This is a genomic window from Corallococcus aberystwythensis, from assembly GCF_003612165.1.
GTDB lineage: Bacteria > Myxococcota > Myxococcia > Myxococcales > Myxococcaceae > Corallococcus > Corallococcus aberystwythensis.
In genome coordinates, this window is the sequence record NZ_RAWK01000052.1 from 1 (window position 1) to 15,863 (window position 15,863).

Consider the following 15,863-nt stretch of genomic DNA (forward strand, 5'->3'; position numbering starts at 1 on the left):
CCCCCACCGCGACGCCGGACTCGCTGGCGTACATCATCTTCACGTCCGGCAGCACGGGCCGCCCCAAGGGCGCGATGAACGCGCACGGCCCGGTGGTGAACCGCCTCTTGTGGATGCAGTCCGCCTACGGACTCACGCCGCACGACGTGGTGCTCCAGAAGACGCCGTTCAGCTTCGACGTGTCCGTCTGGGAGTTCTTCTGGCCGCTGATGACCGGCGCGAAGCTGGTGGTCGCGAAGCCTGGCGGACACCAGGACCCGGGCTACCTCAAGGCGCTGATTGCCTCCGCGTCCGTCACCACGCTGCACTTCGTGCCCTCCATGCTCCAGGCCTTCCTGGACGAGCCGGGCGTGGCGGAGTGCACGTCGCTCCAGCGCGTGGTGTGCAGCGGTGAAGCGCTGCCCCTGGAGCTGAAGGAGCTGTGCCTGCGCACGCTGCCCGGCGCGGGGCTGCACAACCTCTACGGCCCCACCGAGGCCGCGGTGGACGTGACGTTCCACGCCTGCCGCGCCAACGACGGCCGCCGCTCCGTGCCCATTGGCCGGCCGGTGGACAACACCCAGATTCGCATCCTGGACGCGGAGCTGCAGCCGGTGCCCCAGGGCGCGGCGGGCGAGCTGTACATCGGCGGCGTGCAGGTGGGCCGCGGCTACCTGGCGCGGCCTTCACTCACGGCCGAGCGCTTCATCCCCGACCCGTACGCGACGGTGCCGGGCGCGCGCATGTACCGCACGGGCGACGTGGCGCGGTGGCTGCCGGACGGTGAAATCGAGTACCTGGGCCGCGCGGACTTCCAGGTGAAGATCCGCGGCCTGCGCATCGAGCTGGGCGAGATCGAGTCGTCGCTGGAGAAGCACCCCACGGTGCGCCAGGCGGTGGTGCTCGCGCGCGAGGACCGGCCGGGCCAGAAGCGGCTGGTGGCCTACGTCACCGGCAAGGACGCGAAGCCGGAGGGCGCGGCGCTGCGCACCTTCCTGCTGGAGCGGCTGCCCGAGTACATGGTCCCGTCCAACATCGTGGTGCTGGAGCGCATGCCGCTCAGCCCCAACGGCAAGGCGGACCGCAAGGCGCTGCCCGCACCGGAAGCAGGCGGGGCGGATCCGGCACGTACCTTCGTGGCGCCGGGGACGGCCATCGAGCAGCAGATCGCCCAGGCGTGGAAGGACCTGCTCCACGTGGAGCGGGTGGGCCTGGACGACCCCTTCTTCGAGCTGGGCGGCAATTCGCTGCTTGCTCTCCAGCTGCACCGCCGGCTCACAGCGGAACTCGGCGTGACGCTGGCGCTCACGGACCTCTTCCAGTACCCCACCGTGCGGGCACTGGCGGCGCGGCTGTCGCGCCGGGAGGACACGCCCTCGGAGGACGCGGCGCAGGCAGGCCGCTCCCGTGCCGAGGCGCGACGCACGGTCAACCGCCGCGCGGTGGCCTCGCGCGGTCGGGTGGAAACGGATGGAGACGCGGATGAGTGACGCAGTGGGTGGTGGCGAGGAGCGCATCGCGATTGTCGGCCTGGCGGGCCGCTTCCCGGGTGCGCAGAACCTGGAGGGCTTCTGGGAGATGCTCCGGCGCGGTGGCGACGCGCGCCGCGTGCCCACGGACGCGGAGCTGGACGACGCGGGCGTTCCGCAGGCCCTGCGCGCGCATCCGCAGTGGGTGCGCTCCAGCTACGTGCTGGAGGGCGCCACGGAGTTCGACGCGGGCCTCTTCGGCTACAGCCCGCGCGAGGCCGAGCTGATGGACCCCCAGCAGCGCATCTTCATGGAGTGCGCGTGGGAGTCGTTGGACAACGCCGGCTATGACCCGGCGCGCTTCAAGGGCTCGGTGGCCGTCTACGCGAGCGTGAGCCTGAGCTCGTACCTCCTGCGCGCGCTGATGCGGCAGCCGGACCTGATGGACGCGGCGGGTTCGTTCGGCGTGATGCTGGCCAACGACAAGGACTACGTGGCGACGCGCGTGTCCCACCGCCTGGGCCTGCGCGGCCCCGCGGCGACGGTGCAGACGGCGTGCTCCAGCTCGCTGGTGGCGCTCCACCTGGCGTGCCAGAGCCTCTTGTCCGGCGAGAGCGACATGGCGCTCACGGGCGGCTCGTCCGTGTCCTTCCCGCAGACGGCGGGCTACCTCTATCAAGAGGGAATGATCTTCTCGCCGGACGGCTACTGCCGCGCGTTCGACTCGAAGGCCAACGGCACCGTGCGCGGCGCGGGCGCGGCGGTGGTGGTGCTCAAGCGGCTGTCGGATGCGCTGAAGGACGGCGACACCATCCACGGCGTGCTCCTGGGCACGGCGGTGAACAACGACGGCGCGGGCAAGGTGGGCTTCACCGCGCCCAGCGTGGAGGGCCAGGCCGCGGTCATCGCGGAGGCGCTCGCCATCTCCGGCGTCACGCCGGACGACATCCAGTACGTGGAGGCCCACGCGACGGGCACCCCGCTGGGTGACCCGATAGAGGTGGCCGCGCTCAACCAGGCCTTCGGCGGCAAGGAGACGGGCCAGAAGCGCGTGGCGCTGGGCTCGCTCAAGGCGGCCATTGGCCACCTGGACGCGGCGGCCGGCATCGCGGGTGTGGTGAAGACGGTGCTCGCCATGGAGCACGGCGAGATTCCCGCGAGCCCCCACTTCCAGCAGCCCAACCCCGTCATCGACTTCGACGCGGGTCCCTTCTTCGTGCCCTCGCAGCCCCGGCCTTGGACTTCCGCGAACGGGCCGCGCCGCGCGGGCGTGAGCGCCTTCGGCATCGGCGGCACCAACACGCACGTCATCCTGGAGGAGGCGCCGAAGGCTTCCGCCCCCGCGCCGTCGCGCCGCGCGTGGCACGTGCTGCCCCTGTCCGGCCGCACGCCCGCGGCGCTGGACGCGGCGACGGAGCGGCTGGCCGCGCACCTGGACGCGAATCCGAACGTGTCCCTGGCGGACGTGGCCTACACGCTCCAGGTGGGCCGCCACGCGCACGAGCACCGTCGCGCGGTGGTGGTGAAGGACGTCCCGGACGCGAAGGCGGCGCTGCGGGACGCGCGGCGGCTGCTGGGCGGATCCGGCCTCAACACGCGCCGGCCGGTGGTGTTCCTCTTCTCCGGCCAGGGTTCGCAGTACGTGGACATGGGCCGGGGCCTCTACGAACAGGAGCCCGTCTTCCGCACGGAGGTGGACACCTGCGCGGAGAAGCTGAAGCCGCACCTGGGCCTGGACCTGCGCACCGTGCTCTATCCGCCCGCGGACGGGCGCGAGAAGGCCACCGAGCAGCTCAAGCAGACGTCCCTCACGCAGCCCGCGCTGTTCGTCATCGAGTACGCGCTCGCGAAGCTGTGGGCGTCCTGGGGCGTGACGCCGCAGGCGATGGTGGGCCACAGCATCGGTGAGTACGTGGCCGCGTGCCTGTCAGGCGTGTTCACCCTGGACGACGCGCTGGCGCTGGTGGCCACGCGCGGCCGGCTGATGCAGTCCCTGCCCGCGGGCTCCATGCTGTCCGTGCGGCTGACGCCGGAGGCGCTGGCGCCGCTGATGGACGCGCGCACCTCCGTCGCGGCCGTCAACGCGCCGGGCTTCACCGTCGTCGCGGGCCCCACCGACGCAGTGGACGCGCTCCAGGCGAAGCTGGAGGCCCAGAAGGTGGAGGTGTCGCGGCTGCACACGTCGCACGCGTTCCACTCCTCGATGATGGACCCCATCGTGGAGGAGTTCCGCCAGGCGGTGGCGAAGGTCGCGCGCAAGGAGCCGAAGGACCTCTACCTGTCCAACGTCACCGGCACGTGGGTGACGGCCGAGGACGCGGTGAGCCCGGCGTACTGGGCCCGCCACCTGCGCGACGCCGTGCGCTTCCAGGACTCGGCGACGCTGCTGCTCAACGACCCCGAGCACGTCTTCCTGGAGGTCGGTCCCGGCAACGCGCTGGCCACGCTGGTGCGCCGCAACGCCCAGGAGGGCACCTTCCCGGCCATCCTCACGACGCTGCCCGCGCCGCGCGACGCCCAGCAGGACGCGCTCACGCACGCCACGGACGCGTTCGCGAAGCTGTGGCTCGCGGGCGCGAAGTCCACCGCCGGCCGCGTCTACAAGGGTGAAGCGCGCCGCCGCATCCCCCTGCCCGCCTACCCCTTCCAGCGCGAGCGCTACGACCTGCTCAAGGGTCCGCCGCCCGCGCTGCCCCGCGCCGCCGTCGCCGCTCGGGCCGCGACGACGCAGGGTGTGGAGCTGACCGTTCCCTCGTGGCCGCGCACGCGTGCCTCGCCGCAGGTTCCGTCGCTGGCCGGTCAGCGCTGGCTGGTGCTGGAGGCGGACACGCCGGTGGCCTCGCGCGTGGCCGAGCGCCTGCGCCTGGCGGGCGCGGACGTGGTGTCGCTCGTCGCGGGCAACGGCGCGTCGGATCCGGTGACGAAGCGCTTCGCCGTGGATCCCTCGTCCCCGGACGCGGTGAGCGAACACCTGGAGCGGCTGCGCGGTGAGGAGTGGACGCCCGAGCACATCGCGTACCTGTGGCCGCTGGTGAAGGAGCCGCGCGACCTGGAGTCAGGGCTCGCGACGTCGTTCCACGGGCTGCTCTCGCTGGCGAGGGCAGTGGGTCCGGGCGCGGCGAAGACGCCGGTGACGCTGGACGTGGTGACCACGGGCGCCCAGGACGTCACGGGCGAGGAGCCGCTCCTGCCCTGGCAGGCGGCCGCCGTGGGCGCGAGCCGCGTGCTGCCGCAGGAGTACCCCGGCCTCACCGTGCGCGCCGTCGACGTCACCTGGCCCGCGCCGGATGAGTCCGCGTCCGGCCCGTGGCTGGAGCGGCTGGTGACGGAGCTGACCACCGGCAAGGACGCGGTGGTCGCGCTGCGTGGCCCGTACCGCCACGTCGAGGCGTTCGAGCCCCTCGACCTCCCGGTCGCGGCGGGCGCTGGAACCGAGGCGCCGCACGGCGCTCCCGGGCAGGCCGTGGCCACCAGCGCCGCGGCCAGTGGCTCCGCGCCGGTGCTCGGCACCACCACCCTGGGCGGCCCCGGAGCGACGGCGTCCGGCGCCACGGGAACGGGCGCATCCCACGGCATCGCGTCCACGACGGGCACCGCGCACGGCGGCCTCAAGGACGGCGGCGTCTACGTCATCGTCGGTGGTCTGGGCCGCGTGGGGCTCGCGCTCGCGGAGCAGCTCACGCAGGCGGTGAAGCCGAAGCTCGTGCTCCTGTCGCGCCGCACGCTCCCCGCCCCCGGGGAATGGGACGCGTGGCGCGCGGGCCATGACGCCCAGGACGCGATGTCCAAGGCCATCGAGCGCATGCGCGCGTTGGAGAAGTCAGGCGCACAGGTGCTGGCGATGCGCGCGGACGCGGGCGTACCGGGTCAGCTCGACAAGGCGTTCCAGGTGGCGGAGGCGCGGTTCGGCCGCATCGACGGCGTCTTCTACGCGGCGGGCGACGGCGGCATGGCCACCCGCATCTCCGTGGACGAGTCCACGCCGGAGTCCACCACCCCGCTGCTGGCCGGCCGCTTCGGAGGCCTCACGCAGCTGGCGGATGCCCTGGCGTCGCGGCGTCCGGACTTCGTCGTGGTGCAGTCCTCCCTCACCGTGGTGCTGGGCGGCATGGCGGTCAGCGCGGTGGCGGCGGCGCACGCCGGCATGGACGCGCTGGCGGCTCGACAGGCCCGGCTGGGCGGCACCCGCTGGTACACCGTGGACTGGGACGTGTGGGGCGTGGGCGAAGGCTTCAAGCCCGACGCCGTCATCTCCCCCGCCGAGGGCTTCCGGCTCCTGCGCTCGCTGCTCACCCAGCCCACCGGTGGACGCTTCCTCGCGTCGCGCGGGTCGCTGGAGGCGCGGCGTCAGGTGGCGCGCGATGGCACCTCCGCGTCCCGCGCGGGCGGCGGCGCCAGCGGCAAGCACCCGCGGCCTCCGCTCGCCAACGCCTTCGTCGCTCCGCGCGACGAGACCGAGGAGAAGGTCGCCGCGCTCTGGCAGGACCTGCTGGGCGTGGAGTCGGTGGGCATCACCGACAACTTCTTCGAACTGGGCGGCCACTCACTCCTGGGCGTGCAGCTCCTGTCGCGCATCCGGGAGGCCTTCCAGGTCGAGTTGTCCATGCGCGCCCTCTTCGAGTCCCCCACCGTGGAGGTGATGACGGTGGCCATCGTGGAGGCGAGCGCCAGCCAGCTCGACCCGGAAGCCCTGGAAGCCATGCTCGCGGAGCTGGAGCAGGGCTGAAATCCCCTAGCAACGCCGGGCCCGCGCGCACTCCCGTAGTACGGTGCGCGGGCCCTTGACCCTCCTGCCCCCCAGGAGAAAGAGACGTGGAATGAGCCTCGCGCAACGCCTGACCATCACCCAGCCCATGCGGGTCTTCTGGATCACCTGGTTCGGCCAGCTCATCTCGATCCTCGGCTCCGGCCTCACTGCCTTCGGCGTGGGCGCGAAGGTCTTCCTGGACACGCGCTCCACCACGCAGTTCGCGCTGCTGTCCTTCTTCGCGATCGCGCCCATGGTGGTGCTGTCCCCGCTGGCCGGAACGCTCATTGACCGGTGGGACCGCCGGCGCGCCATGCTGCTGGCGGACCTGGGCAACGGCTTCAGCACGCTGATCATCTTCGCCATGGTGCTGGCGAGCAGCAGGGGCCTGTTCGAACTCAAGCCCTGGCACTTCTACCTGCCCGTGTCGCTGGGCGCGTGCTTTGGCGCCTTCCGCTGGCCGGCCTTCTTCGCCACGGTGACGCTGCTCGTGCCCAAGCAGCACCTGGGCCGCGCCAACGCCATGGCGGAGGTGGCCAGCGGCTCCAGCCAGATCCTCTCCCCCATCATCGCGGGAGCGCTCATCGACAGCGTGGGCCTGGTGGGCGTGCTGTCGGTGGACGTCTGCAGCTTCACCATCGCCGTCATCACCCTGCTGATGGTCCGCTTCCCGCGTCCCGCCGTCTCCGCGGAGGGACAGCAGGGCAAGGGGTCGATCCTCGCGGAGATGAAGCAGGGCTGGACCTTCCTCAGCACGCGCCCGGGCCTCATGGGCCTCCTGGGCTTCACCGTCGTGGCCGTGCTGTGCATGGACCTGGTGATGCTGCTCATCACCCCGCTGGTGCTCGCCTTCACGGACATCTCCACGCTGGGCGTCATCGCGTCGGTGGCGGGCGTGGGCGCGCTCCTGGGCGCCGTGGGCATGGGCGTGTGGGGCGGACCCAAGAACCAGCTGCACGGCATCCTGGGGTTCCAGCTGCTGTCGGGCCTGGTGCTCTTCATGGCCGCGCCGTCCCCCAGCGTGCCGCTCGTCGCCACCGCCGCCGCGCTCTACCTGTTCACCATGCCGCCCATGGTGGCGGGCAGCCAGTCCATCTGGCAGCGCAAGATTCCGGCGGACCTCCAGGGCCGCGCCGCGGCCGTGAAGCGGATGATCGTCCTGTGCATGTCGCCGCTGGCGGCACTCCTGGCGGGACCGCTCGCGGACGACATCTTCGAGCCGGCCATGGTCCAGGGTGGCGCGCTCGCCGGCTCCATGGGCCGCCTGCTGGGCGTGGGCCCGGGCCGCGGCATCGCCGTCATCTTCATCGTCCTGGGGCTGATGACGCTCACGAACGTCGCGTTCGCGTGGTTCAACCCGCGCCTGCGAAACCTGGACCGCGAGCTGCCGGACGCGCTGCCTGACGTGTCCCCCTCGCCGGACGCCACCGCATCCGCCCCGCCGACCGCCCCCACCGCCGGAGCCTCCGCGTCATGAGTGCCTTCACCCAGGTCCTGCGCATGCTGCGCATGCTGCCGTCCGCCATGGCCGTGGCCGCCCCCGGCGTGGGCCCGTGGATTGCCCGCCGCCGCTGGCCGCGCGCGGAAGGACTCCTCACGCTGCCCGGCCTGCACGGCAAGGTGGAGGTGCTGCGCGACACGTGGGGCGTGCCGCACATCTTCGCCAGCGACGAGCACGACCTCTTCTTCGCCCAGGGCTACGTGCACGGGCAGGACCGGCTGTGGCAGCTGGAGATGGGCCGCCGGCTGGTGGATGGCCGGCTCGCGAGCCTGCTGGGCCCCATGGGCGTGTCCGCGGATCAATTCCTGCGCACCATGGGCCTGCGCCACATGGCCGAGCAGTCCTGGGCGCAGGTGGACCCGGAGGCGCGGGCCATCCTGGAGGCCTACAGCGCGGGCATCAACGCGCGCATGGCCGCGGAGCCGCTGCCCTACGAGTTCACCGTGATGAACGCGGAGCCCACGCCCTGGACGCCCGTGGACTGCCTCGCGCGCGGCAACCTGCTGGCGATGATGCTGGGCGGCAACCACCGCATCGAGCTCTTCCGCGCGCGGCTGGTGGCGGCGGTGGGCGAGGACGTGGCCAACGCGCTGCTGCCGCAGAACGCGCCGGAGACGCCGCTCATCGTCCCGAAGGAGGCGCGCCTGCCGGGCCTCAAGTCCGTGAAGACGATGTCCGGCCTGGACAGCGTGGACGACGTGATGGGCGACCCGACCATCGTCTCCGGCAGCAACAACTGGGTGGTGCACGGCCAGCGCACGAAGAGCGGCCAGCCGCTGCTCGCCAACGACGTGCACATCCCGCTGAGCATGCCGTCCACCTGGTACGAGAACGGCCTGCACGGCGGCCGCTTCCAGCACGTGGGCTTCTCCCTGCCCGGCGTGCCCATGCTGATCGTGGGCCACAACGGGAAGGTGGCCTGGGGCATGTCCAACCTGGGGCCGGACACCCAGGACTTCTACATCGAGAAGCTGGACGACCCGAAGGCGCCCAAGCAGTACCTCTACCAGGACACGTGGCACGACCTGGAGGTCCGCCGCGAGGAGATCCCCGTCAAGGGCGGCGCTCCCGTGGTGCTGGAGGTGAAGAGCACCCGCCACGGCCCGCTGATGAACACGGTGATGGCGGATGAGATGAAGGATGGCGAGCCGCTGTCCCTCAAGTGGGCGCACCGGGAATGCCAGCCGCTCATCAACGCCGTGCTGAAGCTCAACCTGGCGGCGGACTGGGAGTCCTTCCGCGCCGCGATGAAGCGCTGGGAGGGGCCGGGCCAGAACTTCGTGTACGCGGACACGGCCGGCAACATCGGCTTCCAGAGCACGGGGAAGATTCCCATCCGCCAGGGCCACCAGGGCCTCATCCCCATGCCGGGCTGGACGGGCGGCGCGGAGTGGACGGGCTTCATCCCCTTCGAGGAGCTGCCCGCGTCCTTCAACCCGCCCGCGGGCTACGCGGCCACGGCGAACAACAAGATCACGTCGGACGACTACCCGTACCTCATCGCGCACAACTGGTTCCCGGGCTACCGCGCGAAGCGCATCACGGACCTGCTGGAGGCGGGCACGCAGCACACCGTGGAGTCCATGCGGAACATCCAGGCGGAGACGTACTCGCTGCCCGCGGAGGCGCTGCGCCCCTACTTCCTGGCGGCGGCGCTCCCGGCGGATGACCTGCAGCGCCAGGCGGTGGACGCGCTGAAGGCGTGGGACCTGCGCTTCGAACCGGAGGCCGTGGGCGCCACGGTGTTCCAGGCCTGGTACATCGAGGTGCTGCGCAAGCTGCTCCAGCACAAGCTGGAGCCGTCGCTGGTGAAGGAATACCTGCTGGGCCAGTACGAACGGCACGGCAGCCTGCACATGCCCTTCGTCATCGGCCTGGTGTCCCAACCGGACAGCGCCTGGTGGGACGACCCGAAGACGCCGGAGAAGGAGACGCGCGACGACATCCTCCGCGCCGCCCTGGGCGTGGCCACCGCGTGGCTGGCGAAGACGTACGGCCCGAAGCCGGAGGCCTGGGCCTGGGGCCAGGTGCACCAGCTCACCTACGCGCACCAGACGCTGGGCGGGCCTGCCATCCCCGGCCCCATCCGGCGCGTCTTCAACAGCCGGCCGGTGCCGGCCCGCGGGGACAACTACTCCGTGGATGGCGCGTCGTTCCTCTGGGCCAACCCCTTCAAGGTCGTCCACGGCACCGCGCTGCGGATGATTGTCGACATGGGGGATTTGTCCCGCTCCGTGTCCATCCACTCGCCGGGGCAGACGGAACACCTGTTCCACAAGCACCGCGACGACCTGATGGAGCTCAACCGCAAGGTGGAGTTCCACCCCATGCTCCACACGCGCCAGGCCGTGGAGCAGCACCGCGAGGCGACGCTGACGCTCACGCCCGCGGTGGCCCTGGCCAAATAAAACAACCCGGACTTGAAGGCCGTCACTCCCCCCGGAGCGACGGGCCTCCAGGCCCGGGTCCATTGCTTTTCAGGCTCCAGCGGGAGCCGGCACTCGTAAACGCGTCAGGTTCCCCCTCAGAAACCCGGCGCTTCCCCCATCTATGTGCCAGCCCCGCGGTCCCCCTCATTTCCCGCGCATGCCGCGGTGAGCTAAGAAGTCCCCCGACTCCCCGACTCACCGTGTCGCGCTGCGCGGGCCCCCCTGCTTCCCGTGCTGCGATGAAGGAACAGTACCGGGGCCCCCTGTTTCGATCTGTGAAGCGGCCCACAGGCTGTGTGTGAAGGCGTTCACACCCGCCGGACTTGTCCGCCCGGCCTGGATGGGAGGCTTCCCTACCTGTATCCAGGGATTCCAGGCAGAATGGCGCTCCCCCCATGTCCTACGCGCAGCTGCTGGCCGAAATCCCCATGTTCGAAAGCCTCGGCCGGGAGGACCTGGAGAACATGTCGTCGCTCCTCCAGCCCCGGCGCTTCGCGAAGGGGGAGGTCATCTTCCACCGGGGGGATGTCGGCACCGCCCTCTTCATCATCCGGCGGGGCCAGGTGGCCATCCGGCTCTCCTCCAGCGAGGGGCGCGAAATCACCCTGGCGCTGTTGGACCGGGGGGACGCCTTTGGGGAGCTGTCACTGCTGGACGGCGAGGTGCGCTCCACCGACGCGATGGCTCGCGAAGAGGCACACCTCCTCACGCTCCAGCGCGACGACTTCCGGCGCTACCTGGAGACGCGGCCGCAGGTGAGCCTGGCGCTGCTGGCGAATATCAGCCGGCTGGTGCGGCGCACGACGCAGCTCGTGTACGACTCGGCCTTCCTGGACGCGCGAAGCCGGCTGGTGCGGGTGCTGCTGGAGCTGGCGAAGACGCAGGGCAAGCCGTCCCCCGAAGGGCTGGTCATCACCCCCAAGCTCACGCAGTCCGAGCTGGCCAACCTGTGCGGCGTCACGCGCGAGAGCGTGAACAAGTGGCTGCGCTACTACGTGCGCGAGGGGATGCTCAGCTTCGAGGGCGGACAGATCGTCCTCCTCCAGCCGGAGCGGTTGGGCCAGGACGCGGAGTAGCCGTCAGCCGGCCACGCGGAAGAGGGACAGGGGCTCCTCACGGCCCTTTACCCTCACCGGGTCCAGGGGCTCCAGCACGAAGGCGTCCGCATCCAGGAGGGCGCGCGTGGTGTCGGTGATGAGCACCTCGCCCGGGCGCGCGACGCCGCACACGCGGGCCGCGACGTTGGTGGCGTCCCCCACGGTGGCGTACTGGAGGTAGCGCTCCGAGCCGATGTTGCCCGCGGCCACCGGGCCGGAGTTGAGCCCGATGTGGACCTGAATCTCCGGCGTGCCCTCCTCCCGCCAGCGGGCGTTGAGGGCCGCCAGGGCGTGTTGCATCTCCACGGCCGCGCGCACGGCCCGGTCCGCGTCGTCCGGCCGGGCGAAGGGGGCGCCCCACACGGCCATCAGCGCGTCACCGATGTACTTCTCCAGCGTGCCCTCGTGGCGGAAGACGATGTCCGCCATCACCGGGAAGTACGCGTTGAGCATGTCCACCACCTGCCGGGGCTTGAGGCGCGAGGACATGGCGGTGAAGCCGGTGATGTCGGAGAAGAGGATGGTGACGTTCGCCTCGCGCACCTCCAGCGGCACGCCCCGCAGCGCCTTCAGCTGGCGCACGACGTCCGGCGGGAAGAAGCGCTGGTAGGCGTTGCGTAGCACCGCCTCCTCCTCCAGCCGCCGCGCCAGGTGCGCGTGGTCCAGCGCGACGGCGGCCTGGTTGGCGAAGGCGGTGAGGAACTCCAGGTCCTCGTCGGTGAAGAGGCCGCCCTGCTTGAGGCTGTCCAGGTACAGCACGCCCAGCACCGCGTCGCGCGTGCGCAGGGGCACGCAGAGGGAGGCGCGGATGGACTGGCGGAAGACGGAGTCCGCGCCGACGAGCCGCGCGTCGTCCTTCGCGTCGGTGAAGAGGGCCGCCACGCCGCGCGAGTGCACGTAGTCCACGATGTGCTGGCTGTAGAAGCGCTCCGGCAGCGCCCCACCCCGCGCGCCCCGGGCCACGCGCGGCACCAGCGCCCCGCTGTCCCGGTCCACCAGCAGCACCGCCGCCCGGTCCACCGCCCAGATTTGAAACACCAGCTGGACCACGCGCTCCAACAGCCCGTCCACCGGCCCCGGGGACGACAGGATCTGCCCCACCTTGAGGAGCACCTGGAGCTTGTCGCGGGTGCGGTCCGGCGAGCGCGTGTCGAGCAGCGACTCCATGGGCCCGGCGGAGAAGCGCGTCTCCAGGGGCTGCGTGCGCAGCGGGCCCCAGCCGTCCGGCAGCGGCGTGTCCGGGGACACCAGCCGGAACCACACCTCGCCGCACCGGAAGGACTGGCCGTGGCCCAGCTCCTGGCGGGAGACGCGGTGTGGCCCCACGAAGCTGCCGTTCTTGCTGTCCAGGTCCACCAGCACCACGCGCCCGCCCGCGCGCTCCAGCCGCGCGTGGCGCCGCGACAGGCTGGGGTGCGGCACGCGGATGCCGTTCTCCTCCGTGCGGCCGATGGTGGTGGTGCCCTCCGGCAGCATCACCACCCGTTCATCCACCTGGCCTGGGTTGAGGACGAGGCGCATGGGCTCAGGACCGCGTGGAGACGGCGGGGCTCAGGTGCGCCCCTTGGCCGTGAAGGCCTCCGCTCGGGGCGTGGAGGCGGGCGCTTCCAGGACGGCGGGGGCCACCTGTTCGGAGGTGCGGTCGGCGGAGGACGCGGACTGGCTGCCGTGGCGCGCCACCACCTCGCGGACTGTCAGCGGCTGGCCTCCGGGGCCCGGCAGGTGCCGCTCTCCGGCGAGCCGGCAGTCGAAGGCGTCGTGGAGCCGTGCGGCCAGCGTCTCGCTCACCAGCACCTGGTCGCGCGCCGCCAGGGTGGCGAGCCTCGCCGCGGTGTTCACCACGTCGCCCAGCACGGTGTGATCCATGCGTCCGCGTCCCGCCGCGCCCACGTTGCCAGAGACCACCGGCCCGGTGTCCACGCCCATGCAGAGGCCGTGGGCGTACGGGGAGGCGTCGCCGCCGCTCCACGCCAGCCCTTGCAGCCGCTGCCTCACCGCGAGGCAGGCGTCCAGCGCGCGCGCCACGTGGCCCTCGCCCTGGAAGACGGCCATCACCGCGTCGCCCAGGAACTTGTCCACCACGCCGCCGCGCGACTCCAGCTCCGGGAGGATGACCTCGAAGTTGGCGTTGAGCCGGCGCAGCGCGGACTCCGGGGAGTGCTGGCGGGTGACGGCGGTGAAGTCCGCCACGTCCAGGAAGGCCACCGTGGCGTCCACCTGCTCGCCCGCGAGCACTCCGGGGCCGCGCACCAGCGGCAGCACCCGGTCCACGATGCCGCCGTGCACGAACATGCGCAGCAGCGCGTTCTCCTCCGTGGAGCGCACCGCGCGGCGCAGCTCCGCCACGTGGCGCACCGTCTTGGCCAGCGTGGACTCCAGGTCGTCCAGGTCCACCGGCTTCACGAGGAAGTCGAACGCGCCCCGGTTCATCGCCGTGCGCAGGTTGGGCATGTCGCCGTAAGCGGAGACCATGACCACCTTCACCAGCGGATCCACCTCCCCCACTCGCGACAGGAAGGTGAGCCCGTCCATGCGCGGCATGTTCAGGTCGCACAGCACCGCGTGCGTGTCCGGGTGCTGGCGCAGCGCCTCCAGCGCCTCCTCGCCGTCGCGCGCGAAGACGAAGCGGTAGACGCCGTCGCGCACGTGCCGGCGGAAGCGCTGGCGCATGAGCAGCTCCACGTCCGGCTCGTCGTCCACCACCAGCACCGTGGCCGCCTGGGCCGCGCGGCCCGCCTCCACCAGCGCGACGAAGGCCGCGGCCAGCTCCCGCGCGGAGGTGAAGCGCTGCGCGAGCGCCGGGTGCAGCGCGCGCTGGAAGAAGGCGTCACCGCTGGCCCCCAGCTCCGGCACCAACTGCGACACGGCCACCGCGGGCGGATGGAAGGTGCCGCGCAGGAGGCCGCCCACGGACTCGGGGCCGTAGGGGAACTGCCCGGTGAGGGCGCGGTAGAGCACCACCGCGAGCGACCAGAGGTCCGCACGCGCGTCCAGGTCCGGATCCGCGCGCAGCTGCTCCGGGCTCATGTAGCGCAGCGTGCCCGTGAGCCCTTCGGCCTGTGCGGGCGCCGCGGTGGGCAAGAGTGAGCGCGCGAGCCCGAAGTCGAGCACCTTCACCACCTCCTCGCCGTCCACGTGGGCGAGGAAGAGGTTGGCGGGCTTCAGGTCGCGGTGGACGAGCCCCGCCGCGTGCGCCGCCGCCAGGGCCCGGGCCACCGGCGTGACGAGCGCGGCCACCCGCGCCGGGGACAGGCGCCCCTGCTGGGTGAGGCGCGTCTCCAGGTCCTCGCCCTCCAGCAGCTCCATGACGATGTACGGCATGCCGCCGTCCACGCCGGAGTCGTGCACCTGCACCACGTGCGGGTGGCGCAGCCGGGCCACGGCCTGCGCTTCCTGTTCGAAGTGGCGGTGGGCCTCCGGCGTGCGCGCCACGACGTCCGAAGCGATGAGCTTGAGGGCCACGTGCCGCTGGAGTTGCAGGTCGACGGCCCGCCAGATGGCGCCCATGCCACCGCCGCCAATCCTGCGCTCCAGCGCGTACCTGCCGCCCAGCGGGCGCCCGGTGTCCATCAGCCCTGTGTCTCCGTCCCGGGCACGGCCTGGCGCACGTGCCTTGCGAAGCCGGGAATGATGGCACACTTGTCCCCTCTCCCGGCGTGCCCATTCGGTGCCGCCGCCCCAGAGCTCCGGGGCCCGGCCGCACGCCCGGTGTGGGAGGGGGACCTCAGGTGGGCGTCAGCGCCTGCGCGAGCCGGGGCAGGACGTCGCCCGCTCTCGCTTCCACGCGCACATCCGCCAGGCCGTCGCCCCGGCTCTCCCCGATGTTGAGGATGCCGATGGGCATGTGCCGCTCCGCGGCGCGGGTGACGAAGCGGTAGCCGGAGTAGACCGTCAGCGACGAGCCCACCACCAGCAGCGCATCCCCCTCCTCCACCAGCGCGAACGCGTCCTGCACCAGCGGCGCCGCGACGTTGTCCCCGAAGAAGACCACGTCCGGCTTCAGCGTCCCGCCGCACCGCGTGCACGCGGGGACGTGGAAGCCCTCCACCGCTTCCGGCGGCAGCTCCGCGTCGCCATCCGGACGCAGCTCCACGACGGCGTGCGCGAAGTCCGGGTTGAGGCCCAGCATCCGCGCCTGGAGTGACGCGCGGGGCTCCTGCGCGCCGCACGCCAGACAGCGCACCCGCGACAGCGCGCCGTGCAATTCCAGCACGCGCTCACTGCCGGCCGCGGCGTGCAGCCCGTCCACGTTCTGGGTGATGAGGCCGGGCACCACGCCCGCCTTCTCCAGCGCGGCCAGCGCGAAGTGGGCGTCGTTGGGACGGGCGGAGGTGAAGCGCGGCCAGCCCAGCAGGCTGCGCGCCCAGTAGCGCTGCCGCACGTCCGGCTTGTGCAGGAACTCGCGGTGCTGGATGGGGTTGCGCACCTTGTGGCGCGTCTCCGGGCCGCGATAGTCGGGGATGCCGGACTCGGTGCTGCATCCGGCGCCGGTGAGCACCACGACGCGGCGTCCACGCAGCAGCGAGGTCAGGGCCTCCACGCCCGCTTCGGGCGGAAGGGCGTCGACAGGGGGGTCCGAGAGGGGCGTCATTCCACGCTCCGTATAACGGGGGCTCTTCGTGCCCGCCCGGAGGCCGTGGT

General features: G+C 72.1%; 8 protein-coding genes. 5 read left to right on the forward strand and 3 right to left on the reverse strand.

The annotated features are described in order from the left end of the window. The 5 genes from D7W81_RS10835 to D7W81_RS10855 all read left to right on the forward strand — a co-directional run. On the forward strand, positions 1-1,469 hold a 1,469-nt coding region (locus D7W81_RS10835; RefSeq protein WP_120555299.1), incomplete at its 5' end, for an amino acid adenylation domain-containing protein. Then, positions 1,462-6,174, forward strand: a complete 4,713-nt coding sequence (locus D7W81_RS10840) for a type I polyketide synthase (RefSeq protein ID WP_158621546.1) — start codon at positions 1,462-1,464, stop codon at positions 6,172-6,174. The genes D7W81_RS10835 and D7W81_RS10840, both read left to right, overlap by 8 nt. Before the next feature lie 91 nt (positions 6,175-6,265). Further along, a complete protein-coding gene (locus D7W81_RS10845) occupies positions 6,266-7,672 on the forward strand; it encodes an MFS transporter (protein WP_120555274.1) in 1,407 nt (468 codons plus the stop codon). Further along, positions 7,669-10,104, forward strand: a complete 2,436-nt coding sequence (locus tag D7W81_RS10850; RefSeq protein WP_120555275.1) for a penicillin acylase family protein — start codon at positions 7,669-7,671, stop codon at positions 10,102-10,104. Before D7W81_RS10845 ends, D7W81_RS10850 begins: the two co-directional genes overlap by 4 nt. A 416-nt stretch (positions 10,105-10,520) precedes the next feature. Continuing rightward, positions 10,521-11,201: a Crp/Fnr family transcriptional regulator gene (locus D7W81_RS10855; RefSeq protein ID WP_120555276.1), complete on the forward strand. Its 681-nt coding sequence runs from the start codon at positions 10,521-10,523 to the stop codon at positions 11,199-11,201. Positions 11,202-11,204: 3 nt separating this feature from the next. On the opposite strand, the gene D7W81_RS10860 is transcribed toward D7W81_RS10855, so the two are convergent. From D7W81_RS10860 to D7W81_RS10870, 3 genes are all read right to left on the reverse strand, one after another. Next, the gene (locus D7W81_RS10860) at positions 11,205-12,743 is read right to left on the reverse strand and encodes an adenylate/guanylate cyclase domain-containing protein (protein ID WP_120555277.1); all 1,539 of its coding nucleotides are present in this window, start codon (positions 12,741-12,743) and stop codon (positions 11,205-11,207) included. Positions 12,744-12,773: 30 nt separating this feature from the next. Beyond that, positions 12,774-14,792: a protein kinase domain-containing protein gene (locus tag D7W81_RS10865; protein ID WP_120555278.1), complete on the reverse strand. Its 2,019-nt coding sequence runs from the start codon at positions 14,790-14,792 to the stop codon at positions 12,774-12,776. 154 nt (positions 14,793-14,946) lie between these two features. Then, the gene (locus D7W81_RS10870; RefSeq protein WP_120555279.1) at positions 14,947-15,813 is read right to left on the reverse strand and encodes an NAD-dependent protein deacetylase; all 867 of its coding nucleotides are present in this window, start codon (positions 15,811-15,813) and stop codon (positions 14,947-14,949) included. Between the last annotated feature and the right edge of the window lie 50 nt (positions 15,814-15,863).

Coding starts and splice junctions, on each gene's coding strand:
- D7W81_RS10845 (WP_120555274.1), top strand. CDS start 6,266: ATGAGCCTCGCGCAACGCCTGACCATCACCCAGCCCATGCGGGTCTTC.
- D7W81_RS10850 (WP_120555275.1), top strand. CDS start 7,669: ATGAGTGCCTTCACCCAGGTCCTGCGCATGCTGCGCATGCTGCCGTCC.
- D7W81_RS10855 (WP_120555276.1), top strand. CDS start 10,521: ATGTCCTACGCGCAGCTGCTGGCCGAAATCCCCATGTTCGAAAGCCTC.
- D7W81_RS10865 (WP_120555278.1), bottom strand. CDS start 14,792: ATGGACACCGGGCGCCCGCTGGGCGGCAGGTACGCGCTGGAGCGCAGG.
- D7W81_RS10840 (WP_158621546.1), top strand. CDS start 1,462: ATGAGTGACGCAGTGGGTGGTGGCGAGGAGCGCATCGCGATTGTCGGC.
- D7W81_RS10860 (WP_120555277.1), bottom strand. CDS start 12,743: ATGCGCCTCGTCCTCAACCCAGGCCAGGTGGATGAACGGGTGGTGATG.
- D7W81_RS10870 (WP_120555279.1), bottom strand. CDS start 15,813: ATGACGCCCCTCTCGGACCCCCCTGTCGACGCCCTTCCGCCCGAAGCG.